This window comes from Lentihominibacter hominis, from assembly GCF_014385065.1.
GTDB lineage: Bacteria > Bacillota > Clostridia > Peptostreptococcales > Anaerovoracaceae > Lentihominibacter > Lentihominibacter hominis.
The window spans coordinates 814,992-840,660 of the sequence record NZ_JACRTA010000001.1; the positions used below are offsets into that span (position 1 = coordinate 814,992).

At 38.1% G+C, this 25,669-nt stretch carries 21 protein-coding genes; 5 read left to right on the forward strand and 16 right to left on the reverse strand.

Going from position 1 to position 25,669, the window contains the following annotated elements; genetic code table 11:
* Nucleotides 1-10: 10 nt before the first annotated feature.
* From H8692_RS03865 to H8692_RS03910, 10 genes are all read right to left on the reverse strand, one after another.
* Nucleotides 11-1,771, reverse strand: coding sequence for a DHH family phosphoesterase (locus H8692_RS03865; protein ID WP_187525021.1), 1,761 nt, complete (start codon nt 1,769-1,771; stop codon nt 11-13).
* Between the two features lie 30 nt (nt 1,772-1,801).
* Nucleotides 1,802-2,557, reverse strand: a complete 756-nt coding sequence (locus tag H8692_RS03870) for a DUF2232 domain-containing protein (protein ID WP_187525022.1) — start codon at nt 2,555-2,557, stop codon at nt 1,802-1,804.
* 175 nt (nt 2,558-2,732) lie between these two features.
* Nucleotides 2,733-3,677: an SPFH domain-containing protein gene (locus H8692_RS03875; protein ID WP_187525023.1), complete on the reverse strand. Its 945-nt coding sequence runs from the start codon at nt 3,675-3,677 to the stop codon at nt 2,733-2,735.
* A 1-nt stretch (nt 3,678) separates the two neighbouring features.
* Nucleotides 3,679-4,134, reverse strand: coding sequence for an NfeD family protein (locus tag H8692_RS03880; RefSeq protein WP_177268117.1), 456 nt, complete (start codon nt 4,132-4,134; stop codon nt 3,679-3,681).
* On the reverse strand, nt 4,134-5,213 hold the full coding sequence (locus H8692_RS03885; RefSeq protein WP_177268119.1) for a hypothetical protein: 1,080 nt from the start codon (nt 5,211-5,213) through the stop codon (nt 4,134-4,136). Before H8692_RS03885 ends, H8692_RS03880 begins: the two co-directional genes overlap by 1 nt.
* Before the next feature lie 141 nt (nt 5,214-5,354).
* Nucleotides 5,355-5,588, reverse strand: a complete 234-nt coding sequence (rpsR, locus tag H8692_RS03890; RefSeq protein WP_177268121.1) for a 30S ribosomal protein S18 — start codon at nt 5,586-5,588, stop codon at nt 5,355-5,357.
* Between the two features lie 18 nt (nt 5,589-5,606).
* A complete protein-coding gene (locus H8692_RS03895) occupies nt 5,607-6,047 on the reverse strand; it encodes a single-stranded DNA-binding protein (RefSeq protein WP_177268123.1) in 441 nt (146 codons plus the stop codon).
* Between the two features lie 13 nt (nt 6,048-6,060).
* Nucleotides 6,061-6,348 carry a 30S ribosomal protein S6 gene (rpsF, locus tag H8692_RS03900; protein WP_177268125.1) on the reverse strand — a complete coding sequence of 96 codons (288 nt, stop codon included), beginning with the start codon at nt 6,346-6,348 and terminating at the stop codon, nt 6,061-6,063.
* A 143-nt stretch (nt 6,349-6,491) separates the two neighbouring features.
* A complete protein-coding gene (locus H8692_RS03905; RefSeq protein WP_187525024.1) occupies nt 6,492-7,610 on the reverse strand; it encodes an aldo/keto reductase in 1,119 nt (372 codons plus the stop codon).
* Between the two features lie 23 nt (nt 7,611-7,633).
* Nucleotides 7,634-8,227, reverse strand: coding sequence for a hypothetical protein (locus H8692_RS03910; RefSeq protein ID WP_177268129.1), 594 nt, complete (start codon nt 8,225-8,227; stop codon nt 7,634-7,636).
* A 96-nt stretch (nt 8,228-8,323) separates the two neighbouring features.
* Here H8692_RS03910 and H8692_RS03915 point away from each other — a divergent pair, with 96 nt between their 5' ends.
* Nucleotides 8,324-9,049, forward strand: a complete 726-nt coding sequence (locus tag H8692_RS03915; protein WP_187525025.1) for a glucosaminidase domain-containing protein — start codon at nt 8,324-8,326, stop codon at nt 9,047-9,049.
* 106 nt (nt 9,050-9,155) lie between these two features.
* Here H8692_RS03915 and H8692_RS03920 read toward each other — a convergent pair whose 3' ends face one another.
* Both H8692_RS03920 and H8692_RS03925 read right to left on the reverse strand, forming a co-directional pair.
* A complete protein-coding gene (locus H8692_RS03920) occupies nt 9,156-17,795 on the reverse strand; it encodes a Cna B-type domain-containing protein (protein ID WP_187525026.1) in 8,640 nt (2,879 codons plus the stop codon).
* Nucleotides 17,796-18,126: 331 nt separating this feature from the next.
* Nucleotides 18,127-19,056 (reverse strand): nucleotidyltransferase family protein, encoded by a 930-nt coding sequence (locus H8692_RS03925; RefSeq protein ID WP_187525027.1) that lies wholly within the window; start codon nt 19,054-19,056, stop codon nt 18,127-18,129.
* A 143-nt stretch (nt 19,057-19,199) separates the two neighbouring features.
* On the opposite strand from H8692_RS03925, the gene H8692_RS03930 reads away from it, so the two are divergent.
* Together H8692_RS03930 and H8692_RS03935 are read left to right on the forward strand one after the other, a co-directional pair.
* Nucleotides 19,200-19,691 carry a shikimate kinase gene (locus H8692_RS03930; protein WP_187525028.1) on the forward strand — a complete coding sequence of 164 codons (492 nt, stop codon included), beginning with the start codon at nt 19,200-19,202 and terminating at the stop codon, nt 19,689-19,691.
* A 148-nt stretch (nt 19,692-19,839) separates the two neighbouring features.
* The gene (locus tag H8692_RS03935; RefSeq protein ID WP_177268139.1) at nt 19,840-20,388 is read left to right on the forward strand and encodes a ferredoxin domain-containing protein; all 549 of its coding nucleotides are present in this window, start codon (nt 19,840-19,842) and stop codon (nt 20,386-20,388) included.
* A gap of 53 nt (nt 20,389-20,441) precedes the next feature.
* On the opposite strand, the gene H8692_RS03940 is transcribed toward H8692_RS03935, so the two are convergent.
* Complete coding sequence (locus H8692_RS03940; RefSeq protein WP_187525029.1) at nt 20,442-21,095, reverse strand: phosphatase PAP2 family protein; 654 nt, start codon at nt 21,093-21,095, stop codon at nt 20,442-20,444.
* A gap of 116 nt (nt 21,096-21,211) precedes the next feature.
* On the opposite strand from H8692_RS03940, the gene H8692_RS03945 reads away from it, so the two are divergent.
* Together H8692_RS03945 and H8692_RS03950 are read left to right on the forward strand one after the other, a co-directional pair.
* Nucleotides 21,212-21,949: a lysophospholipid acyltransferase family protein gene (locus H8692_RS03945; protein ID WP_177268143.1), complete on the forward strand. Its 738-nt coding sequence runs from the start codon at nt 21,212-21,214 to the stop codon at nt 21,947-21,949.
* Between the two features lie 55 nt (nt 21,950-22,004).
* Entirely contained in the window at nt 22,005-22,406 is a 402-nt protein-coding gene (locus H8692_RS03950) for a DUF4854 domain-containing protein (RefSeq protein ID WP_177268145.1), read from the forward strand.
* A 79-nt stretch (nt 22,407-22,485) separates the two neighbouring features.
* On the opposite strand, the gene H8692_RS03955 is transcribed toward H8692_RS03950, so the two are convergent.
* From H8692_RS03955 to trpS, 3 genes are all read right to left on the reverse strand, one after another.
* Complete coding sequence (locus H8692_RS03955) at nt 22,486-23,682, reverse strand: VWA containing CoxE family protein (RefSeq protein WP_187525030.1); 1,197 nt, start codon at nt 23,680-23,682, stop codon at nt 22,486-22,488.
* On the reverse strand, nt 23,682-24,512 hold the full coding sequence (locus H8692_RS03960; RefSeq protein WP_177268149.1) for an AAA family ATPase: 831 nt from the start codon (nt 24,510-24,512) through the stop codon (nt 23,682-23,684). The genes H8692_RS03955 and H8692_RS03960 overlap by 1 nt, the downstream gene beginning before the upstream one ends.
* A 176-nt stretch (nt 24,513-24,688) precedes the next feature.
* Nucleotides 24,689-25,669 carry a tryptophan--tRNA ligase gene (gene trpS, locus H8692_RS03965; protein WP_177268150.1) on the reverse strand — a complete coding sequence of 327 codons (981 nt, stop codon included), beginning with the start codon at nt 25,667-25,669 and terminating at the stop codon, nt 24,689-24,691.

Genomic DNA, 25,669 nt, shown 5'->3' on the forward strand with positions numbered 1-25,669 from the left:
TGTGAAGTTCTCACGAAATCTGTTTTTCTAATACTTCTCTTATTTTTTCCAGCAGTTCATCAGGAGAAAGCTCCGACTGTGCTCCGGCTGTATTAAAATGACCGCCGCCGCCAAAAGCTTCCATAATCACCTGCACGTTTATATCTCCCAGAGATCTGGCGCTTACCACTGTAATTCCCTTCTGGTTTTTTCCTGCTACAAAGCTTGCTTTTATACCTTTTATGGCAAGTAATTCATCAGCCACCTGGGAATTGACGATTTGAGCATCATGATGCTGTCCCGGGCACACAGACATGGCTATGCCGCCATCAAAAAATTCGGCTCCGGCAATACATGCTGCCCTAATACGGAAACTCTCTGCATCAGTCTGAAAATACCTTCTGACATTCTCAAGATCTGCTCCTGCCCGCTTGAGCCACGAAGCCGCCTCAAAGGTACGCACGCCTGCTTTTACTGCAAATCTGTTAGTATCCACCATAATCCCTGCCAATAATGCATCCGCCTCCAGCTTTGTCAGAACCTTCTTCTCACAGGCGTACTGGACTATTTCGGAAACCAGTTCTGAAGCCGACGACGCATATGATTCCATATAGGATAATATGGTATTGGGAAGGCTTCCTTCTGTTCTTCTGTGATGGTCTATGACCACCGTCCTGTTGACTTTTTCCAAAAGTTCCATAGATTCAACAAGTGTCGGTCTGTGAGTATCCACCACCACACATAAAGCCGTGCCGTCCGCAGCGGAAAGAGCTTTCTCTGTTGTAACAAACTCATAAGTCTCAGTTTCTTTTGCATCTTTTACAATATCAGAAAGAGTATTATTGTATGAATTGAGAACAATATACGCATCTTTGCCTACAGTTTTGGCAATTCTGTATATCCCCAGTGAGGCTCCAAAACAATCCAGATCCGGATTAACATGCCCCATTATAAAAATTTTCGACGACTGTGTCATCAATAGTTTCAAAGCATGTGCTATGACTCTGGATTTCCCTTTATATCCCTTTTCAACACTCTGAGATTTTCCTCCGTAATACTCAAAATTCTTTACATTCCTGACCACTGCTTGGTCGCCGCCGCGTCCCAGAGCCAGATTAAGAGCATCCTGAGCATAATCTTCACTTTCGGCGATGGTTTTGCCGCCCACACCTATTCCTATACTAAGCGTAACGGGAAAGTCCATATTTGTGTCTATTTTTCTGACTTCATCAAGAATACAAAACTTATTATTCACCAATTCTTTATAGTTTTTATGAGTTAAAAGCAACTCATACATATGCTCTTTGTATCTGGAAATGGCCGCTCCCATTTTATCTGCCCATCCCCTTATGAGCTTGTCTATTTCGGTAGAAACCTCCAGTTCATTTTCTTCTTTTCCGCTCGGTGTCATTTCTTCCAGATTATCTACATTTATTAAAGCTATACATGGCTTCTCATCGTTATAAAGATCTTTGAGATTTTCAAATGAAGTGACATCTATAAAACACATCATTACTGATGCGGATTCTCCTTCCCCGATAAATCCGGTAAGAATCTTAAAAGCCTTGTCATTTCGTTTGATAAGAAGAGCTGAGCCTTCTTTTGCAGCGTTCATTATTTCCGGCAGTTTTATTCCCGTCAGAGCAAAGATGTCTCCGTCTATAATGCCATCATATTTAAACACCTCAGCAATCTTTTTGTTGGCTCTGGAAACCTTCCCGAAAGAATTGATTATACACATAGGCACTATGGTATAGTGAGCCAGCAGCCTTTCTATTCTTCCAACGTACATATCCTTCTCCTAAAATTATATTGATGCGATCTATCTTCGGGCGCTTCTGCCCTGTATCTTTCCTTTAATTCCAAATATCAGATCGAACATTCCCACCATGAGCAATACCAATCTGCCAAGATATATCATCCACATAACGATAGCTATGACGACACCTATGGGTTTAGGTATCCGCTTCATATGGCAGAACATCAGAACCACCGAAACTCCCTGTACAGAAAATACAAAATTAAATAAAAGATCCACATTCATATATATCATATTGTCGCCAAAGACCCCTGTCTGAGTCAATATCCATGATATGAGATACATTCCCATAACAGCCATAAAAGCTCCGTTTGGCCATGAGAATTCTCTCAGCTTAGGCATTTTGCTTACCTGTGTACGCCTTCCCATTATCTTGGCTATAATGATATATTCTATATATGATACTACCATTCCCAAAATCATAATACATGCAGGCATAACAGCAAAGGTACTATTATAGAGGTTTTTAAACATCTCTGTACGTTCCGCTTCTCCCACAGCTGCCAGATCAAAGGCATCTGCCACCATAGGGTTTTGGGCGAGATCCTTTGCCATCACATCCACAAGTTCCTTTATCTGTGCAAAAATCCCCTTACCTGTCATAGAGGCAATCATAAAAATCACTACCGTTGCAGCAGCTATCGTTATGGCAGAGTACATGACAACTCGATATGGCGAAAGTTTTCCTGCTTTAATTGCCCCCGGCATTACAATAATTGGTATAATCAATATCAAAAAATAAATCAGCAATAGATACATTAAATTTCTCCTAAAAATATTTATAAGTATTAGTTATTATACCATACTTGTACGGTTAAAACAAATGCAAAGAGTTAGTTTGTAGGAACCTGCTTTTTCGTCAGAATATCTATATTTTCACAATAAAAGGAAGATCTTCATAAATCTTCCTTTTGACAATATACATTACGCAGGTTTATTTTCCCTGCTGTGATAACGGGGATTTACTTTTATCCGTTTCCGTCGCTTCAACAATACCTGTAAGAGCACTGGCAAGACCTGCCATTGACTGTATTTCTGCCGGGATGATAATTTTTGTAGCTTTCCCGTCAGCTGCCTTTTCAAAAGCTTCAAGACTTTTCAAAGTCAGAACTTCTTTTGTCGCCTCCGCTTGACTGAGCATCCTTATACCGTTTGCAGTAGCCTTTTGTACCATGAGTATAGCTTCGGCTTCTCCTTCCGCTGCCTTTATAGCTGCCTGTTTTGAAGCTTCTGCTTCGAGAATAACAGCTTCTTTATTTCCTTCAGCTATGAGCACGGCTGACTTTTTCTCACCCTCTGCCCTAAGTATAGCTTCCCTTCTTTCACGCTCTGCTCGCATCTGCTTCTCCATAGCCATCTGTATATCTTTTGGAGGGTTGATGTTTTTCACTTCTACACGATTTATCTTGATCCCCCACGCATCTGTCGCTTCGTCAAGAACCAATCTGATCTTTGAGTTAATATGTTCACGGCTTGTCAGGGTTCCGTCAAGCTCCAGCTCTCCGATAATGTTTCTTAAGGTTGTTGCTGTAAGATTCTCAATAGCAGCCATAGGATTCTCTACACCATAAGCGTAAAGTTTAGGATCAGTTATCTGAAAGTATACTACGGTATCTATCTCAATAGTTACGTTATCTTTTGTAATAACGGGCTGGGGAGGGAAGTCTATGACGTGTTCTTTAAGAGAAACCTTCCTCGCCACCTTGTCTACCAAAGGTATTTTAAAATGCAGTCCTACCTGCCATGTAGTATAATACGCTCCCAAACGCTCCAATACATAAGCATTTGCCTGTGGTACAATCCTGATATTTGTTACAATAAGGGCGATTATCAGGATTATCAGAATGATGATCGCCACGATCGTTCCTATAGAATACATTTTATTCCTCCGATTTCTTTTCTTCTACCGTCAGAGTTACTCCCCTGACATCTTTTACAATAACGATTGAACCTTCTGCTATCTTATTTCCCGGTGAAACTGCAGTCCACATTTTACCCCCTACTCTCACCTGACCACTTCCGTAGACAGGAATTTCCTTTTCTACAATCCCTTCTTTTCCCGGTATAGCTTCCACATTAGTCCTCTCTACTTTAGCATTAAACCGTTTCTTAGCAATGGGTCTTGTCACGGCCAGCAGCACAATAGAAATTATTAAAAATACTATGACCTGAATAACTACCGGGGCTCCAAGCATAGCTGCTATTGATGCTCCTACCGCTCCTCCGGCAAACCATATACATGTAAGGCCTAATGTTATTGCTTCCAGAATCGACATGATCCCCGCCACAAATAGCCAGAGAACAGCCGCGCTGAAAGTAATTCCTAAAACAGTCATTATCTCTCTCCTTTTCTGCTGTTATAATGCTGATGTTTCTCTATCATCTCATTCATTTCCGTCTTCGTCAGAAGCCCTGATTTATAAAGAGTCTTCAAGCTCTCCATATATCCCTTTTCAATTCCTGATACCTCCTGTGAAGTATATCTTACAGACGTGGATCTGTCATCTTTTTCCAAACTCCTTTTCGGACTTTTTCCTACTGAAACGTTTCGCTTTTTCTTCACTTTATTATTTGCAAATGTCTTTATATTTACACCGCTTCTTCGTCTTCTGACAATAACCGCTGCTATTATCACTACTATAACGGCAACAACAATAAATGGAGATATCCACGCTATGATATCTTCTGCCGAATAATATGACTTAAAGTCTTCATCATTATAAACAGATTCTTCAGTACTGCCTCCTGTTATTTTCTCACCATATGACATATCAAAAAATCCGTCAGCTACGCTGTCCATCATCGACGATATCTGCGGATCCTGATACTCGCCTGAATCATTTTGGAATATAAGTATATTATTAACGATATACTGCCAGTTATCTGTCGTCTGCGCTGTGATATAAACTGTGTGGTTTTGCGTCTCGTTGCTGCCATCGCCGTTTATATCCGCACTGATGCTGACAGGAATCTTGAGGAATCCATCCCACTCACCGTCAAAAAATACCGGTTCTCCATAAGTCACCCCCTCATTTTGATCTGTTTCCCGCAGCATTGTATCATATATCTGACTGACTGCATCCCTGCCATATGTATCATAGTACTCCATAGCCTGTTCTGCATCACCATGAAAATAAACATACCCGTCATCTTCCATTTCTCCCCAAGAAAAATATATATCAAGCTGAAGCGGATTTTCTGCTTTCTTTTCCTTCGCAGACATTATATGCTCATAAGGTTTGCCCTTGCTTTCATCAGCACTTATCTCAGTCACTTCCCATCCATCCGGCATCTCTATACTTATATTGCTGTCCCTGACATAATAATATTCCTCTGCATAGGAACAAATAGTCATCAAAAAAATCATGAGCATAGTAAACAGAACTGCTGCCGCATGCCTTAAAACCTTCTTCATCTGACACCTCCCAAATATAAACATATTATATCATATATGGCTTATTATATTTGACGAATAATCTCTCAAAACATTCTTTCCGCAACAAAAAACTGCCTCACAATTAAGCAAAGCAGTTTTGAAACATATTCTGTAAAAATATCAGTCAGCTGTATAAGGCAGAAGCGCAACTATTCTCGCCCTCTTTATAGCTCTTGTCACTTCTCTCTGATGAACTGCGCAGGTTCCTGTGATTCTTTTCGGAAGAATCTTTCCTCTTTCAGTTACATATTTCTTGAGCTTTTCTATATCCTTATAATCTATAGTTTCTGTCTTATCGGCACAGAACTGGCAGACTTTCTTTCTTCTCATGCCGCCGCGTCTTTTATTATCCATGATTCAGTCTCCTCTCTTTTAGAACGGGATATCGTCATCTTGGATCGCCTGAAATCCCTCAGGAACACCCATATCTTTGTCGGCAGAACCGGAACCTGACGGCTGATTCTGATATCTTCCGCCTCCTGCTCTCTCGTTTCTGTCGCCCCATTCTAAAAATTCTACTCTATCGGCAACTACATCCGTAGTATAGACTGTAGCTCCGTCTTTATTGGTATAACTTCCCGTCTGAATCCTTCCCTGGACTCCGACAAGTCTTCCCTTAGCCAAGAATCTTTCGCAGTTTTCAGCTTGTCTGCCGAATACTGTTACTCTCGGAAAATCCGTCTTTTTTTCCTGTCCGGATCTCACCGGTCTGTCGATAGCCACTGTAAATGTAGCCACCGCCATCTGGCTTTCGGAAATATACCTAACTTCGGGGTCTCTGGTTAATCTCCCAATCAGTACAACACTATTCATACCGCACCCCTCTCTATTTCTCGTCTTTGTTTATTATCATATGTCTGATTACGTTGTCCGAAATCTTAAGCCTTCTGTCCAGCTCTGCCGGCAGAGTAGGCTGAGCCTTAAACTCTACAACAACGTAATATCCCTCAGTCTTCTTCTGAATAGGATAAGCAAGTTTCTTCATTCCCCAAACATCTACATTGCCAATCTCGCCTTCAGTTTCGATGATGCCTTTAACAGCTTCAACTGTAGCGTCTTTCTTGTCGTCTTCCAATGTTGGATCAATGATAAACATTAATTCATAATTAATCATTCTTTTCACCTCCTTGTGGACTAAATGGCGGTAAGCGTTTCTCACCGCAAGGACTGCACACAAAACCGCATGCTTTTATATTATACATCAACTGTGTTCAAATGCAAGATTTAATTTGCCTGATTTTCATTATTTTGCAACGGTCAGAGCAATTCTTCGCATACTTTATCAAGATTTTCTCTGATCCTTATGTGCTGAGGACAGGCCTCTTCACATTTGCCGCATTTTATACATTGATCTGCCTGTTTTTTTCCGTGATTTTTTACCAGCCACTCTTCCTGATGTCTGGCAGCATCTTTATCTCCATAAAGTGTAAGATAATTTGCTGCGGTAAAAGAACCTGAAATACCTATATTGGCAGGACAGACCTTAGCACAGTAATCACACGTGGTACAAGGAATCAAAGGAATCTTAGAAAGAGCTTCCTGTGCTTTTTTAATCGTATTTCTCTGACTGTCATCAAATCCTTTAAAATCTTTCATAAAAGAAATATTGTCATTCATCTGTTCTTTATTGCTCATGCCTGAAAGTACTGTTATTATTCCGTCAAGATCAGCAGCAAATCTGACAGCCCACGAAGCCACAGAGGAATCGGGTTCCGCCCTCTTTAAAATATCTTTAACTGTGTCCGGAGGCGTCGCTAACATGCCTCCTTTTACAGGCTCCATTATGATAACAGGTTTTCCGTGTCTCCTTGCCACTTCGTAACACTCTTTTGACTGTATAGCCGGATTATCCCAGTCGGCATAATTTATCTGCAGCTGGACAAACTCCATTTCGGGATGTGCTGTCAATATTTCATCAAGCTCCTGAGGATTTGAATGGAAAGAAAATCCTGCATGCTTTACAAGTCCTTCTTTTTTCTTTTCCTGTATCCAGTCCCACAGCTGAAAATCATCAAAAAAATGACTTCTTCCCTCTCCCAGATTATGAAGCAGATAAAAGTCGAAATATCCGGCGCCTGTCTGCCGGAGAGAAGTATCAAACTGCGACACGGCCTCTTCTTTTGTTTTGCAGTTTATCCATGCGGCATTCTTTGTAGCAAGCTGATAGGATTCCCTCGGATACCGTTCCACAAGCGCCTGCCTTATGGCATTCTCACTTCCTTCATAAGCCCATGCAGTATCAAAATATGTGAAGCCGGCATCCATGAACAGATCAACCATTTCTTTGGTCTGCTCTATATCTATGATTTCTCCGTTTTTAGGAAGCCTCATAAGACCAAAACCCAACTTTCCTATTTTTTCACCTAAATACGCCATTATTTTACCTCCTTTTGAATACTTCAGCTGACCGGCATTTGAAGATTGCCTAAAACATTTTTCATCAAATCATCGGTCATTATTATATTCCATCCATAATAACCATCGTTGACCATAGGAACAAAAACGATAGTTTCCAACACAGCTCCGCTTTCTGCAGCTTTTTCCACCTGCTGTACATAAAGCTGCAGGCACTGTGCATTGAGTTTCTCCTTATCAGCTATATCATCAGTATATAAATTATCTGTCACATATTGATAGGAAACTTTTTCATATTCTGAAAGAACTTTACTGAAATCTCCGGATTTTATCGATACCTTGGCTACAGCAACATCATTTTTTTCGATGATTTCCTTTACTTCATAAGAAAAATTCCTAAAGAGAGCTTCATTCATTCTGGCAACAGTGTCTTTATCTCCCTGAACATTAGCAATGAAATTCACATAGCTGTCATCCATATATTTTTCCATCACATGTGTTTCTCTGTTCTTAAGACCATCCATAAAATCTGTCACAGACTCATGAGGCGTCGTGGATATCATGTTCATTACTCCCATCTGCATCATGATGGATATTATTATACTTATTACAGTTTTTGCTGTATACTGCACAATCACTGTTTCTGACCTCCGCATCCAAAACGGTTGTTTTTTACTGACATATTAATTATAATATATCAGTATTCATTGATTTTCAAGTAAACGGAGTCACTTATGGATAACAAAAGGAAAATATGTGAAATAAATATAAAACAGCGTCATTCATTCAAAAAAATCGTTCTTCTTATTCTTATAATCACAGCTGCAGCTGTAGGATCCGTATATGCTGCTATGCATATAAAAATAGAAACCATACGAAGCGATGCTGCAAGGGCAAGCAAAATACTTTCGGAAGAGGGCGCTGCTTCAGCTGAAAAGATAGATCTCGCCAATGCGCTCAGAACTTCCACAGTAAATGAAGTAATAAAAGGCGAATCCATACCGTCATATTCCACTTCACAAATAATGGATCTTGATGTAAGCAAACCCAGTGGAGTTACAGTTTCAGATCTGAAACTTGTTACAAAGGGAGGTCTTTCTGGTCTTGAAGAAGCATTTTATAAAGCTGAACAAGACTATGGTATCAACTGCCTGTTCGTCATGGCTATTGCAGCGCATGAAAGCGCTAACGGCACCATGTGTTTCAGACCCAATAACATGTTTGGATTCGGTTCAAGCGGTTTCTCTTCCAAAGCTGAAGGAATTGATGTTGTCTCAAAAACTCTGGCAAACAGCTACCTTTCTCCCGGCGGCAGTCTATATTCAGGGAAAACAATTTCATCCGTCAACAAGAAATACGCAGCAAGCACCACATGGGATGACAAAGTAGCAAGAAATATGGTGAACTATTATTCTATCATAAGCAAAAAACACAATGATGCATTGAATAAACTCAAGTAAATTTCTAACGATCAGATCAAAGTCATAAATTTCCCGATAGATAAAGCGCAGCTTCATTCAAAGCTGCGCTCTTTTAATTTGAACACCTATATTAATCTGCCTCAAATCAGTTTCTTCGTTTACGCCTCATAAGCAAAGCAGCGGTTATACCTATGAGAGACATGGTCATTAAAATTGTCGGACCTCCGAAATTCATGTCGTCTCCTGTTTTGGTATCTTTTGTTATAGTTGTATCCTTACTGTTAATGAAATCTGCATTCATTTCATCTCCGGCTTGTATCACTCCCGAAGCGCCTTCAGATGTAGTGCTATATCCGTCAGTATTTGCTTCTTTTTCAGTCACTGTGTATTCGATATCCGCCGGAAGTCCGCTGGCTGTCTTGCTTTCTCCATCCTTTAATGTCACCTCAGCTTTACCTTCGGTGAATTCTATCTCTCCATAAAGTCCGGTTATATTCTCATCAAGCTCTATGGTGAAATGAAACGGCTTTTCAGTATCTCCTGCATTACCTTTTACTGTCTTTGACACAGATAATCGGCCATGCCGTTTGTTTTCCACAATAAATCCGTCATCTTTATCTCCGCTTACAGAAACATCATAATCATCAGGAACATCCAGCTCTTCTATACGGTATTCTATCCTTTTTCCATCTTTATCATATTCATCAAGATTTTCAAAAGTATAGGACCATTCATCTCCGTCTCCGCTGATTTCTTTTCTTGCTACTTCCTTATCATTGCCATACACAGCTACAGTCACTGAATCCGGTCTGTAATGATATTTATCGTCTCTGTCCTTCCAGATCTTTGTAACAGGTATCTCTACCGTTCCTGTAAGGGTATTAATCAGATCATATTGATTCTGGCTAACCTTGTACTGATCTCCTTCGATCTTGCTTTCAGCTAATTTTTCTTCTACTCTGTAACTGTACTGATTGCCCTCATCATCTGTTTTCAGAAGGCCTTTATACTCATACTTCCATTGATCTGAAGCCTTGTCAGTCCAGCTAAGTACGGCTCCTTCTTTGGTGAGAGTATGGATATCTACTACTTCTTCCTCTCCGTCCTTGATACTTCTGTAAAGAGTCAGCTCTATATCATCCGGTCTCGTTTCGTATTTATTGCTGTTGTCCTTCCATGTTTTGGTTCCGCTGATATCCATCCGCCCTATATTTGCTATTTTGGTAGAGTAGGTATCGTTGTTTCCATTCTGATCAGTATTAACTATATAATAGTTAAAATCTTCCACAGGCTCGCCGCCTATAGTAAGTTCCCTTGCGTAATAAGTGTAAAGCTCTCCTTTTTGGCTGTATTTAGGAAGATTGCTGAAAGTTCCTTTCCATTCTCCTGCCTTTGTCAAAGTAGTGGTTTTCTGTACGCCGGTATTGTCTGTCATTACTTTTTCAGAATTCTCATCGCCGATCTTACCTGTAGTTCTCCACAAACCGACTGCAATATCTTCCCAGTCTTCTGACGCGATGCCATACCATGCCTTTGTTACTTCAAGAGATGTTTTTTCATTATTTTCAAATGTAAAGAGGAAATATTCTCCGTCGTTAGGTATCTTTATGGTGCTTTGAGCTTCTTTTTCCAGTATATATCCGCCCGGAACTGTCTCTACAACTTTATATTCAGTTTTCCCGTCTGCATTAAGCAAACTTCCCGGCATAACTTCCGGTATATTTTCCCACACAGCTTTCCATTCACCATATTCATAATACGGCAGATCCGTAGTATCATACAAAGCCGCCCCGCGGGAAGCCATTATTGAAGTATTACTTACATTCTTGTCTTTCTGCCCGTCCAGTGTTACTTTGGCAGGATTTCTGAAAGACTTCCATTTACCGTCAGTACCTTTATACTTGAGTTCTAAAGTTACTGATTTTTTAACAGCGCTTATGTTCCAGTCTTTTTCAGCATAAACTTTGACGTATTTCATCTGGTTAGTTGCTGAAACAGCAGAATCATATGAAACTTCGTAAGCGTTATTGTAAATATTATTATCGGGTTCTCCTGTTATGATCTCTGAATTATCTATTCCGTCATCAGGTTCATAATCATGCTTTAATTCTTTTGCTGCATATTCATAAGTCTTGCCGTTTTCATCTGTAACAGGCAGTCCCGATATAGTTGCTTCTGAACTGTCATCTGAATTTTGACCATACAGAGTAACTGTCAGGTCCTGCTTGATATCCTGTTTATGTACCTTAACATTTTCCCAAGTATGTCCGTTATCTGTACTCTTCTGGATAATAAAGCTTACCTGCCAATCCTGATTTTCTCTGTCTGTATCTGTTCGTGTTCCATAGATATTCTCAGCATCATCTTTCCAGAGTTTGCTTACTTTCAGATCTGTTGTCTCCAACTTATTATATATGTTGCGGTCGGTGGTTTTACCGTCATAACTGCTGTAATATCCCTTTCCTCCCGGTGTATATGTTGAGAATATGCCATCACTGAATTTATATTCATATCTGGTATTTTCATGATCTTTTACCTCGGTGACATTTACAGTCTGAGTCTTACCATTATAAGTGATTCCCGTTTCTGCAACCCTGTATCCCATTTTCTTTTCTGCACTGTTTTTATCTTTGATAAATGAAGGCAGATTTGAGAAATATGCTGTCTTCCATACGGAAGTATCACTTATTCTTCCTGTTTTTTCTGCAGTGAACTTATAGTTACCGTTTTGGAAAACTTTATTATATGCTTCTTCTGTCAGATTATCCTTAAAATATTTGGAAGCACTTTCCCAGTCTCCTTTAGGACTTCCGTTTTCATTAAGTTCAATTGCCTGCAGTTCGAATCCCACGGTTACATCTGCGTCCAAATAATCATTAGTGAGTTCCTTGCCGTCTTCATCTACCCATTTCTTCGTGTAAGGTATGCTGACTTGTATAGAATTAGTCAGATCATTCATGGTTATTTCATCGACATCTGCTTTTTTCTGATTGACTTCCGCAGGTGATCTGGTATATACGCTGCCGTCAGGAAGGGTTTCTTTTATTCTGTATTTCCACGGCATTCCGTTAGGAGCATACTTTTCCAGCTCATTAACTTTATTTCCTTCAACTTTATATACCCATTTATCTGAAGTTGACCAGTCTCCTTTTTCCCATGTTATATCATAAATATCTTTACTGATCTGTGTATAGGCGATACTGTTACTCTGTCCCGGCTGTGAATCCGCTCCTCTGTAAACAGTTATATAGTCATCAATGTTCTCAGGTCTTTCATGGAAAATATTACTGTAATCTCTCCAGTTTTTATTTCCCTGCAATATCACAGTTTCTCTGTCTTTATCCTGAGCATTGGCAAATGTGGCAGTAACGGCTACATCTTTTTCGGTCCCACCTCTTCCGTCATTTTTATTCTCAGTTATCTGAAGTCCATCTGCAGGAGATATTATATCAGTCTCAGTACCGTTTTGCTTTACTTCCACTGATGTCCTGTCCCCTTCTATTGCCCATGTAGTATACCCGCCGAGATTTTCTTTCACTTCCCTGACAGAATACTTGTATTCTGACCCATTAGGAGCATAAATATCGAGATTTTCAAAGGTTATGAGCTTTTCGAGAGGATCTTGTTCAGTTCCTACATCATCCAGATCCTGCCTACTTATCAATGCCTTTATTTTATTAACAATTCCTTTTGACTGATCTTCATAAGCCTTCTTGACCTCTTCTGAAGACCATGTTTTTCTCTCCACTACTTCAGATGAGGTTTCATCTCCGTTATTATCCACATATGTTCTTGTCAATTCAAATGTCACTGCAGGATAAGCTTCCGGAGTATCATCGTCTTTCATAGGAAGCTCCAGATATTTTTTTATAGCTAAAGCACCCTTGATACTATCATAATTGTTGTCTGCGATATATCCGTCAAGAATATCAGCTCCCGTAAACCCTTTAAATACATCGGACGGATCTGCATTTGTCTCAACGTCTTCGTCCCATTTTATAGATTTTTCCACCAATGTATAATGGTATTTCTGACCACGATCATTATAAGTAGGAAGCGGTTCCCACTCATCTTCCGGTACTCCTGCCGGGCCGCTGGCAGTTATATCTTTGATATTTCCGGATCCGTCTCTTTCCACCTTTACAGTATTCTCGCCTTTATAAAGTATCTTAAAGAGATATGAACCTTTATTAAGAATATCTGCCCAGTCCGATATAGTAATAGTGGAAACAGGATCTCCTATGCTGTCAGGATCATCATTTTCGCTTGTATTTTTTTGATACAGTTCAAACGTTACGACAGGCAGATTTATGCTTTTATATCCCGAAGGCAATGATGACCATATCTTCTGTCCCTGTATAGTTATATCACTATACAGATAGTTTACGAAAGTTCCCCCTTCTGAAAGTGCATATTTTACTTCGCCTTTCTGTCTGGTTACATTACCTATATCTATCACATATGATCCGTATTTCTGTACATTCTCTTCAGTGATATCTTCTTCACTTCCGATATATCCGTCCTGATCTATCGTGCCATTATCATTGGTATGATAGTATTGAGCCGGCATGTAGTCAAAATCTGATATCTGTATTTCTGTGTTCTCCACCGCATAATATTTTATTTCATATCCGTAATTATCATATTTCGGCAGGCCTGATAAAGTAGCATGCCAGTGTTTCGTCTTATCACTGTAATCCTCCGGATTATCTATACCGGTGTCATCGAAGTCCTCATTATACTCCCATTTATATTTTTTCTGGTATACACTTGTTTCCGTACTGCCGTCTTCTTTATGCTTAACCTGGTATATATCAAGATATATGTCAGGTCTTGTACCGGATTCATATGCATGTTCATCTCTCCATGATTTATGCCAGAGTATATTTTTCGTATATGAGAGTTTGTTTTTTATAGTATACTTCTGTTGATCATCTGTATGATAATCACCTACTGTATATGTTTCTTCGCCTGTGGAAGAAGAATACTCTTTCCAGATATCATATACCTCTTCGTAATCTTCTTTGAGATCTTTCCTGCTTACTTCCTTTCCGTTCTTATCCAGCCACACTTCCTCAGCTCTGTAATTTACTACTTTGCCTTCTTTATCATATTTAGGCAGCTGATGGAAATAATACAGCGATGTTTTTTCGTCAAACCTTATTGACTGTATCGCAGAAGCGTTATTTTTGCCACTGTTGTCTTTGATATCCACAGGTCCGCCGGGATTCCCCACATCAACAGTATCACCTGTGTTCACATCATTGTAGGTTATCTTATAATCATCCGGAACCGATATGGTTTCTTCATCTGATTTCGGCATACCATCATCAAAAATAAGCTTCATAGCCAAAGTAAGATCAGATTTTTCAGCAGCTTTTTTAAGATCTTCTCTTTTCTCACCATCTCCGTCCAGCCACTGCTTGGTAACAGTCAGATCTATATCCCCTATACGTCTGTTGCTGACAGTATAGACAGTCTGCCCGTCTATAGTCTCTTCCCCATAAGTCGCCTCATACTTATATCCGGATTCTTTAGGTTCTGTCTGATAGGCTACCTTGGTACATTTATCATAATTTTTTCCGTTATATAAAGTAGGCCCGTTTTTCAGCGCTTCTTCCGGATGTTTACTTTTTACATCTACAACACCGGTATCTTTATTCCCTATTTCTTCTTCAATTATATAAACATCATCAGGATCAAGCTTTCCTATACCTACAAAATCATTCCAGATACCGTTCTGTAGTGTGGCTTCTCCGATCCTCTTATTTGTTCCCTTTTCATATACTCCTATAGTAACAGGTTTTCTGTCCATGACATTACTGTCATCAATCCAGTATTTCTGTACGAATATCCAGTTTTCTTCACCGGGAGCATTTATTACGGTTGCAAAATAATTCCCGTCATCATCTTTAGTCACATCATATTCTGCTACATATCCTTTATACAGATCATTTTCATAAATGAAATAACTGTATTGTCTCCCTTCGCTGTCATATTCATCAAGATCATATATGGTTAAGTTCCACGGTGTAGTCTCCTTAGCGTATATCCCCAGTTCCTTATTAACAAGAACTTTTTCCTTATCTTCTGTCCCGTCAAGTGTCACTTCACCGATTTCATCACCTAAACCAGAACTTCCTGCACTTCTGTACAATGTGAATTTTACTTTGGCATCCTTTGGAGCATTCGTTTCATCTCCATGGCTGTCATACCATTTTTTTACTATATTGTAATCAACTTCATTAGCTATAGAATTTGTAATAACTGAATTTCCCGTTTCTTCATCAAACTCCGATACCGATTCATATTTAACAGTTTTTTCTTTGCCTTCTGCTATCTGCTGAAGTTCAAATACCTGTTTACTGCCGTCTGCGGATACCTGCTTTATCAGATTATCTCCATCTGCCTGATAAACACCTGTCTCTATCCATCTATATTCAAGTTCCTGTCCCACCATGTCATGCTCCGGAACTTCAAGAGATAATGACCTTGTGAGATATTCAAGCTGAAAGTCATCTATCTTCTTTTTTATAACTTTTCCCTCTTCATCTTTTGCTTCTATCCACTTATCATTACTTCCCTTTTCACGGGATTGAAGGGTTAACTCCACATCCACATCTTCAAACTGAGTCTGAAATGCAGCCGCCTTCCATGTCTTTACAGCTTCTACTTTTACATTTCCTTTTATCTTATTGGACAGGGTTCCTCCATTATAAAGGAAATCATCATTAGCATTATCATCCGTTCTCTTTCCGTTAAAGGATTTCGGGTTATCATATTTTCCGGTCTCACCATTATATATAGTATCAGTAACTGTTATATCACCTGTATCTTTATCTCGTTTTACAGAACCGAAAATCTGTTCATAAGCTGAAGCATTGCTTCCTTCAAGATATTCTCTGAGAACATATATGTATTCACAGCCTTCCTTATCATATTTTTCAAGACCGTCAAAGCTTATATCCTGCTGATCCTTATTTTTATCTAATTTTACAGTTATTATATTACCTTCATCATCTCTTACAGCAGCTGCTGTGCTGTAAGATTCTCCATCTCTGTATCTCCACAGCTGGAATTCTCCGTCCGGACGGTCATCTCTGTCATGGGTCTTTGTGTCATCCAGCCATACTTTCTCTGCTTCATAATCCTTTTCACCTGTAAGTGTCAGCCATATAGAACCGCCATTATAAACTTTGTCTGTAACATCTCCTACATTTGGCGCCTGACTGTTATCGTATGATATAGTAAAATAATCGTCTTTATATTTCTGCAGGGCAGTGCCATCATCTCCTATATCCAATTTTCCTGTAGGTTTTATATTATTGTTGCCTTCCACCATGTCATATGACATTCTTGAGTTGTCTAAATTATACTTCCACAGATTTTTAACTGTTAATGTAGCAGTCTCTGATATATTGGTCAGTACAATTTCATCTCTGTTATCTTCCAGCAGGCCCCAATCTATCAGCTGTCTCAGGCTGTACGATTTATAATTATCTCCGTAATTTATCTCAAAGTAAAACTTTTCTGCCATATGACTGTTGAGAGCAGCATCTATAGCGGCTCTCAGATCAGCGTCACTTCCTATTCTGTTTCCCCATCGTATTGCTATCTTTACTTCAAATGAAGTATCAAGCATATAATACCAGCCTAAATTATCACCAACGGAATTATAGTCTTCTTTATTTTCTTCAGTTACATTTACAAGGTGATATCCGTCAACTTCCGACGGCTGTATTTCCCAGCTGATATCATATTCTTTAGTTTCTTTATCATCCGGTCCATAGTTATAAGTTTCTCTGATTTTTGTAGGCAGTGTATTGGCATTTACTCTGTAGGTATACTGTCTCTTTCCATCCTCAGTTCTCACATCAGGTTTAGGTACACTGTCCATACCAAGCTTTTCCATATTTTCTTCGTCAAGAACTCCCGATGTTACAATGTTGTCGCCATCTTTTACAGTAAACTTTAAAGAAGCGGGATAATCTGCTTTATATTTATCAGTTCCCGGCCTTATGGATTCCTCATCATTATTATCCGACCAATATATAACATGATCTATATTGTTTTTTTCTCTTTCTAATATCGTTATTTCAGGCTCAATACCTTTTGGGGATACTTTCGAAAGTACAGCATCGTTCTTTTCCTTATTTTTATTTTCCTTATCTTCTTCGCCGGACTTTATGTCCCACTCTAAAGTAAAGCTTCCGCCTTCCCTCTCGATTATGGCATCTGCGGTATCCTCTCCTTTATATGTATCTACGGTAATGTCTTCTTCTGTTATTTTTATTTCATGGGTCCCTTTTTCAGGTGATATATCCTCAGGTACGCTAAACAAAATGTCTTTTTTCAGCTCGGCGTTTTCTTTATCGATTATGAATTTAATGAATGCTTCTCCTGATTCAGAAATCTCAAGCAAGACAGGGATATCATCATCTTTATCTTCTGCCTGGAGAGTTTGCTCAAAATTACCTTTTTCATCTTTGAATGAATTGAGGAATTTGAGATCCTCTTTCTTCAATTTTATTTTAACTTCTGCTGAAGTCACATCTTCCTGCTGTTTATTCAAAGATGCCTTAAGCGAAACGGTATTCTTATCTTTACTCTCTTTATCATCTTTATCCGTTTCCCACTTAACAGATACAGCGGTATTATTTTCGGCAGTTTTATCTTTGTTTTCAGCCGAAGCTTCCAGTAAAGAAAATGGCATCATAGTCACAATCAATATGACTGCCATCAAAAAGCTTACTGTCCGCTTTTTTACTTTAGCATTCCTATTCATATTCTTTTCCTAAACCCTTTCTGTACATAGATACAACCGATTATATTTCTTTACATAATACCCCCCCCCCCCGATAGATTAAGTCAAGTATTTCTATTCAATTTTTTCATTTACTCTACTTTTTTTATCCAATAAGTAAAATTATAACAATTATGGGATTTTGTAACTTAAAGTTATAATACATTCTTCTCATAGTTCAAAAAGTTGCATACTTTTTGCGACAAATTCCTACATTTACCAAATTTAAATATTCTCTAAAATAAAGATATGCTTGATGACTTTTTATAAGCACAAAAAAAGACGGTTTACAGAAAACCGTCTTCATCTAAATCTATTTCCATAATTTATCCGGATACATTCCTTTATCTTTCATTGCTTCCAAAGCATTTTTGACATCTTCCTTGTCTTCTTTATACGTAACGCCATACCATCTGTCATGTGACGTCAAAACTTTTACCCGTGCTTTTCCTTCCTGTATCAATCTGTCCGCAGCAGCCGGAAGATAATATTCTCCTTTCAGAGGATTTTCCTTCACTGTAGTTTCAAAAAATTCCGGAAGACCTTTCTTAAGCTCTTTCATCATACTATGTGAAAATCCCCAGAAATTCATGGAAACTATAGTGTTTTCAGAAAGCTTTATCCATGTATCTCCATCATCTTCCGTATATGAAATACCTTGATCTTTACGCATTATTTTTGTTCTTTCCGTAACTTTTTCAAGATATCCTCTCTCATCTATATCACATATCCCTCTGGCTACATGACCGTTTTCTGTAACAGTATTTTCCAGCTTATATCCTACCATACAATAGCTGTATTTTTCTCCGTCCTTATGTTCAATAAGGTAATCATACAGATCTATAAATCCTCCGGGGCCATAATAATCATCCGCATTTATAACAGCAAAGGGTCCTTTAATCAGATGTCTGCATGCCAAAACCGCGTGAGCCGTACCCCATGGCTTTTCTCTGCCCTCGGGAATCTTTTCACCTTTCGGTATATCGTCAAGCTTCTGATAGGCATACTGTATTTCCATATATTTTCCTGCACGTTCGTCCACCAGCTCTTTAAAAAGCTGTCGATGTTCTTCTTTTATTACAAAAATAACTCTGTCGAATCCAGCCATCATGGCATCATACAGAGAAAAATCAAGTATTATCTCTCCGGCATCAGTTATCTTATCGACTTGTTTAAGCCCTCCGTATCTTGAACCCATACCTGCAGCCATTATAATTAACGTTGGTTTTTCATTGTTTTTCATGATGATCGTCTCTTTCCTTTTTATTGTAAATTAAGTGCGATTTTTTTAATTATATCAAATTTAACGTTTTTTACAAAGTTTTTATGATGAATCACATATATATGATATACTGTGGCTATCAATACTTACGGAAAGGAAATATCATGGAAAAAGAACTTATTTTTGTAACCGGCTACTTTGGAGCTCCCATAAAGAAAACAGCGGAAGATATAGCAAACAAAAAAAATTATGATCTCATATCTTTGGATGATGAGATAAAGAAATCAGACGGCCGCTCTGTAATACGTATCTGCATGATTATGGGAGAACACGAATACAGAAATAAAGAATATGAATTACTGTTAAAATTAACAACAGATATCCCTAAGTGTGACAGCGATAAAAAAGGTATTGTCATATACTGCGGCGATGGCGTTCTTCACGATGAAATGTCTAAGAATATCATAGAAAAATATTCTGTAATTATTGCAGGAGCCGATATGACAGCAGAAGAGCTATGGTCAAAAGCAAAAAACATAAAAGATTCAACCCATGCTTTCATGTATTTTGGCGATGAAGAAACAAAAAGGCGGTCATTTGACGATCTGTATTACAGACAACACACTCTTTATACTTCTCTAAACCTCCGGCTCTGATGTTATCTTCAAAATCTTACTATAAAACATTACCTTTAAAAATATTTATCCATAAGACCTTTCGATTTATCTTCATTTGTCCCTTAAATATATCTATATTGATTTTGATATTTTTAGCATATATAATATATTAACAAGGAGGAACGATATGTTGTATAAAAGAGAAAATGCAGCCGAAAAAGCTGCAATGCGAGTAGCTCAGCAGATGGTGGCAGCAGCAGTTACCGCTCCTAAAGGCTGCGGTATAGACAATATAGAGGCTGCTGTTTTAGACGGCGAAGATAAAGACACTCTGTCACAGATCATGCGTGATATAGCCAAAGAAACAGGAGCTGATTTCTTTTTAAGGGATGCAGGCAATGTAGACGACAGTCACTGTATAGTCATCATAGGCGTCGATAACGCCCCTATTGCCCTCGAAAACTGCGGCCTTTGCGGTTTCAAAAATTGCGGTGAAACTTCCAAGGCAGGCGCAAACTGCGCTTTTAATACTGTAGATCTGGGTATAGCTATAGGATCTGCTGTTTCTATAGCTGCGGACAACCGTATTGACAACCGCATCATGTTTTCTGCGGGCAAAGCAGCTATACGCATGGGGATTTTTCCTAAAAATGTAAGAGTCTGTTTCGGTATACCTCTCTCCACTACAGGAAAGAGTATATTCTTTGACAGAACTTCATCTGAAGATGATGAATAAAAAAATCAAGACTCGATATCGTAAAATTTTTTTGCGATACCGAGTCTTTTTATTTATATTTTTTTATTCTTTCCGGTAATTCTTTCAATTATCTCAATAGCAAACATTATTACTGCTATACCCAGGCACCAACCAGCCAGCACATCGGTAGGATAATGAACTCCAAGATAGATCCGGCTTAATCCTATAAATATTGTCGGAATAAATAAAATAACAGTAAGAATATTAGCTGTCATACCTTTCTTTACATTGTTTCTGACAAGGTATATAAGCATTCCGAATACAAACATACTTGTTATTGAATGACCGCTGGAAAATGAGAATCCGCCTTCATCTATAAGTCGAAAAATTTCATCAGGCCTTGGCCTTTGAACAGCTGTCTTTATAATTTTATTCATCAATGTGACAAAAACCGCTCCTAATGAAACAGGTACACCATACGTCATTCTCAGAGGTTTTATTATAAGAAGAATGATACATAATATAACTATGGAATGCCAATTTCCCATATATGTTATAATTTTCGCCGCCCAAGTCAGCCATTCGCTTCTCATATCATAAAAAAAGAATCTTACAGAATCATCAAAATTTTGAGACCTGCCGGTAACCACAGTAAAAAGAATAGCAAAAAATACTGCTATTCCTGCAGCTGCAACTATAATCCTTATTTCATGCGACTTTTTTTCTCTAATATTATTTAAACCCATTTAAAAATTCCCCACTATTTAGTAATACAGTATTATATCATAATTTAAAATCATGTGATATAATATATTCATCTGTAAATACAGATCATCTATATTGAACTGCTTAGGAGGAACTGATGAAGATATTTGCCAATATTCCCGGTGCTTTGAAACTTGTCAACTGCCTGAAATATCTTGAAGTAAACAAAAAAGCCATAGAAGATGCTAAAGCTTCCGGAGATTTTGAAAAAGAACGTGAATATATTCTTAAGTCAACATCTTATTGGGGGCCTATGGTTCTGAAAATGTTTGGCAGCACGCTTAACGTAAAAGGAATCGAAAACCTGCCTGATAAAGGTCCTGTAGTCCTTGTAGGAAATCATCAAGGTTACGCTGATATATTTGCTTACTGCGCTGCCTTTAAAAAATTTCAATTTGCTTTTGTTGCCAGAGAAAATTTAGGTAAACTTCCTTTTTACGGTAAATGGATAAAAAGAATCAGAAGTGTGCTCATAAAAAGAGATGATCCTCGAGCTTCTCTCAAAGCTATAAGCGAAGGCATAGAGTATCTCAATAACGGATTTTCCCTTGTCATATTCCCTGAAGGAACAAGAAGCAAAGGTCCTGTTCCGGGAAAATTTCACAGAGGTTCGCTGAAGCTTGCGACAAAACCCGGAGTTCCCATTGTACCTGTTTCTCTCAACGGAAGTTATAAAATGTTCGAAGAAAAAGGATATTTAAGGGGAGCTGAGATAGATATCATAATACATGAACCCATACAAACAAAAAATATTACTAAACATGAAGAAAAAGCTTTGGCAGAAAAAGTTGAAAAAATCGTCGTAGACGGAATAAAAGAACTTCAAAGCCGATAGCAGCATAAGCTGTCAATATAAATAATTTTTATTTACGAGAAGAAGGAGAAAAAACATGAAAACTTCAAAGAAAATTTTAACATCAGGTGTCATCCTATCATTAATCTTGATTATGGCAGTAGTATTCTCCGGATGTGGCGGTCCGAAAAATCTTGAGGAGTATGTCAATGACAATACTGAAGCCAAACAGTCAATAGATTCACTTTCAACAAGCGGAATGACCGTAGATGTAAAAGAGAATACTCTCACATACACTTATGAATATGATCAGACATTTGATTCATCTACTATGGCGCTCATGAAAACTGAAATGGAGAAAGCCATGAGTTCAATGGATTCAACTTTTGAATCAGTTGTAGATACTCTCGAAGAGGGCTCCGGCATAGATGGTATTACTGTCAAAGTAATTTATAAAGATGCTGCGGGAACTGAAATACTCAGCAAAGAATATAAATAAAAGCTGAGAGTCTTATTAAACCGAACATAAATAATAACTGTGAATATTAATAATCTTATTATTCACAGTTATTTTATTTTTATTGATTCCTCATAAGTTTATACATACCATCCTTAAGACCATCTATGGAAAGTCTGAACATAGGAAATATCTTATTTATTTCTGTAAATGATTCAGACATCCATGCAAGATTTTCTTCTCTCTCCTGAGGATGAAGCCAAATGGAATGTTCATACTTTTCACTGAATTTTTTAAACCATGTTATTCCATCAAGATCGGTATTGGATGACCTGCTGTAAGAATTATTATCCACTAATTCATGCATTGCCATATCAGCATCTCCTACAAAAATCACCTTATAATCACTTGATACGTTTCTCAATATCCATTCTGTTTTTACTGTTTCCTTTATATCTATAGAAGGATCTGTATACAATTTTCCCTCAAGACAATTATGAAAATAATAAATTTTAAGATCCGAGAATGTATTAGCTTTATTTAAAGACTGAAACAGCAAACTGCAAAGCTGTTCATAAGGCTTCATAGAGCCTCCCGAATCAATAAGAACCATTAATTTCAATCTGTTTTTCCTGGGAGGCTGCATTTTTATATCAAGGATACCTCCTTGCCTGCAGGTATGATCGATAGTCCCTCTTATATCAAGTTCTTCTTCATTTGTTTCCAATTTACGCGACAATTCTCTCAGAAGACGAAACGCCATCTGATACTGTCTTGATTCAATGGTACAATCAGTACGCCAGTCCCTGAATCTACGGTTTCCCGGTGCATGTACTATAGATTTGCCTCCAGCTCCCTGAATCATAGTTCCGTTTCCCGGTCCGGGGCCGGCCCCTTTCCCTGCAGACACACTGCTGTTCATTACCCCTTCTGCATTTACAGCAATATTTTCTCCATATCCTTCTTCAGCTGCATTAATACGCATCTCAATTTTTTCCATCATTACCTGCGGTTCAAGCTTTCTCTGATCCATGTAACTTTTAAAAATCTGTTCTGCTCTTTCCGGCTGATTTAAAAGTTTTTTTATTTCTTTTTTTAACCTTTGAGAATTTACACTTTTAAAATATTGATAAAATAGTTCTTCAAACTTATCTAAATCATTCTCTTTTTTCACAAGTAATGCTCTGCTGAGAATATAAAATCCTTTAAGTGTCTGGCCATGCAGACCCATATATATTCCTTCTATTATAGAAAGCCATTCATCAAGTGATACTTTAAGTCCTCCTGCACGAAGAAAAAGCAGAAAATCCAAGAACATTACCTGAGTCCTCCAAAGCTTTTCTTTACTGTTTCCAGATCTTCATCTTTTTTTAATAAAAAACTGACAAGCGGAAGATCCTGTCTGAGATTTTCTGTAGATAATCCACTTAATTTCAATGCGCTGATCCAATCCAATAATTCACTTGTACTTGGCTTTTTCTTTAACTCAAAATATTCCCGTACATAAAAGAAAGCATCGAGTACCTGCTCCACAATTTTATCTTCTATATCAGGATAATGAGCAAGTATTATATCATTCATTAGTTCTTTATCAGGAAAATCAATAAAATAAAATGCGCATCTTCTCAAAAATGCATCAGGCAGCTCTTTCTCAGCATTAGAAGTTATTATGACAATAGGAGGATTCTTAGCCTTAACTGTTTCATCAGTTTCGGGAATATAAAATTCCATACGATCAAGTTCCCATAAAAGATCATTTGGAAATTCCAAATCCGCTTTATCAATCTCATCTATAAGAAGCACACATTGTTTGTCTGACGTAAAAGCTTCACCCAGCTTACCCATTTTTATGTATCTTTTAATATCGTCCACACCTTCGTTGCCAAGCTCACTATCGTAAAGACGGCGAACTATATCATACTGATAAAGCCCATCCTGCGCCTTAGTAGTAGATTTTATACTCCATACGATAAGCTCCTTATCAAGTGCTTTTGCTATTGATTCAGCCAGCGCTGTCTTTCCTGTTCCCGGCTCTCCCTTTACAAGCAAAGGCTTATTCATTTTTATTGCAATGTTCATCGTCAGCATCAGATCGTCATTTATTATATAATCATCAGTACCTTGAAATTGATAAACAGTTTCACTCATATTTTATGCTCCTTTTTTATTCAAGTTATTAGAAAAGAGCCGGCGCGTCAATGTTTTTTATTATACTGATGCGGCAGCTCTTCTTATCATATAAGACATATATTTTTTCCATATTGCCAGATGTAATAAAATTTACTCTTCAATAATAGCCCAAAAAAACATTTATATTCTTATATCTAAAATCCTAATCCAAAGTTATTTTTTACTCTCTTTATGGTTTTTTCAGCAATAGTGTTTGCCTTCTCAGCTCCGGCACGAAGTATATTCTTAAGTTCTTCTGTTTCTCTTATATCATTAAAGTTCTTTTTGATAGGAAGAAGCGCTTCTTTTGTTACCTCAACCAGTTCTTTCTTGAAATCTCCATAACCGCATCCTGCAAAATCAGCTGTTATATTTTCAATGCTCTTGCCTGACAAAGCACTATATATACTTAAAAGATTGCTGACACCCGGTTTGTTTTCAGGATCAAATCTTATCTCACCGTCTGAATCAGTTGTAGCACGCATAATAGATTTTTTTATTTTGTTATCTTCATCTAAAAGAGATATTCTGCTGTGAATATTCTCGGCACTTTTGCTCATTTTACTTGAAGGATCATCCAGCGCCATTATACGCGCTCCTGTTTTAAGAAATCTTCCGTCAGGAATCACAAATGTATCTTTATACTTATTATTTACTCTGATTGCTATGTCCCTGCATATCTCAATATGCTGTTTCTGATCATTCCCAACAGGAACTATATCTGTATCATAAAGCAGTATATCAGCTGCCATAAGTATAGGATATGTGAAAAGCCCTGTAGGCGCTGATTCTCTTCCTTTACTCTTATCTTTAAACTGAGTCATTCTTGAAAGCTCTCCCGTATAGGAATTGCATGTCAGTATCCATGACAGCTCTGAATGTCCGCTCACGTCTGACTGAACGAAAACTGTGGATTTCTTGGGATCTATACCTATAGAAAGATAGAGTGCAGCTACATCGAGTATATTTTTTCTCAATTCTTTAGGATCTTGAGGAACTGTTATGGAATGAAGATCTACAATACAGTAAATACATTCATTTTCATCCTGAAGCTCAACAAACTGCTTCAATGCTCCCAGATAGTTTCCCAAATGGATATTTCCGGTAGGCTGTACGCCTGAAAAAACACGTTTCAT

Coding starts and splice junctions, on each gene's coding strand:
- H8692_RS03865 (WP_187525021.1), bottom strand. CDS start 1,771: ATGTACGTTGGAAGAATAGAAAGGCTGCTGGCTCACTATACCATAGTG.
- H8692_RS03870 (WP_187525022.1), bottom strand. CDS start 2,557: ATGTATCTATTGCTGATTTATTTTTTGATATTGATTATACCAATTATT.
- H8692_RS03875 (WP_187525023.1), bottom strand. CDS start 3,677: ATGTATTCTATAGGAACGATCGTGGCGATCATCATTCTGATAATCCTG.
- H8692_RS03880 (WP_177268117.1), bottom strand. CDS start 4,134: ATGACTGTTTTAGGAATTACTTTCAGCGCGGCTGTTCTCTGGCTATTT.
- H8692_RS03885 (WP_177268119.1), bottom strand. CDS start 5,213: ATGAAGAAGGTTTTAAGGCATGCGGCAGCAGTTCTGTTTACTATGCTC.
- rpsR (WP_177268121.1), bottom strand. CDS start 5,588: ATGGATAATAAAAGACGCGGCGGCATGAGAAGAAAGAAAGTCTGCCAG.
- H8692_RS03895 (WP_177268123.1), bottom strand. CDS start 6,047: ATGAATAGTGTTGTACTGATTGGGAGATTAACCAGAGACCCCGAAGTT.
- rpsF (WP_177268125.1), bottom strand. CDS start 6,348: ATGATTAATTATGAATTAATGTTTATCATTGATCCAACATTGGAAGAC.
- H8692_RS03905 (WP_187525024.1), bottom strand. CDS start 7,610: ATGGCGTATTTAGGTGAAAAAATAGGAAAGTTGGGTTTTGGTCTTATG.
- H8692_RS03915 (WP_187525025.1), top strand. CDS start 8,324: ATGGATAACAAAAGGAAAATATGTGAAATAAATATAAAACAGCGTCAT.
- H8692_RS03920 (WP_187525026.1), bottom strand. CDS start 17,795: ATGAATAGGAATGCTAAAGTAAAAAAGCGGACAGTAAGCTTTTTGATG.
- H8692_RS03925 (WP_187525027.1), bottom strand. CDS start 19,056: ATGAAAAACAATGAAAAACCAACGTTAATTATAATGGCTGCAGGTATG.
- H8692_RS03930 (WP_187525028.1), top strand. CDS start 19,200: ATGGAAAAAGAACTTATTTTTGTAACCGGCTACTTTGGAGCTCCCATA.
- H8692_RS03935 (WP_177268139.1), top strand. CDS start 19,840: ATGTTGTATAAAAGAGAAAATGCAGCCGAAAAAGCTGCAATGCGAGTA.
- H8692_RS03940 (WP_187525029.1), bottom strand. CDS start 21,095: ATGGGTTTAAATAATATTAGAGAAAAAAAGTCGCATGAAATAAGGATT.
- H8692_RS03945 (WP_177268143.1), top strand. CDS start 21,212: ATGAAGATATTTGCCAATATTCCCGGTGCTTTGAAACTTGTCAACTGC.
- H8692_RS03950 (WP_177268145.1), top strand. CDS start 22,005: ATGAAAACTTCAAAGAAAATTTTAACATCAGGTGTCATCCTATCATTA.
- H8692_RS03955 (WP_187525030.1), bottom strand. CDS start 23,682: ATGTTCTTGGATTTTCTGCTTTTTCTTCGTGCAGGAGGACTTAAAGTA.
- H8692_RS03960 (WP_177268149.1), bottom strand. CDS start 24,512: ATGAGTGAAACTGTTTATCAATTTCAAGGTACTGATGATTATATAATA.
- trpS (WP_177268150.1), bottom strand. CDS start 25,669: ATGAAACGTGTTTTTTCAGGCGTACAGCCTACCGGAAATATCCATTTG.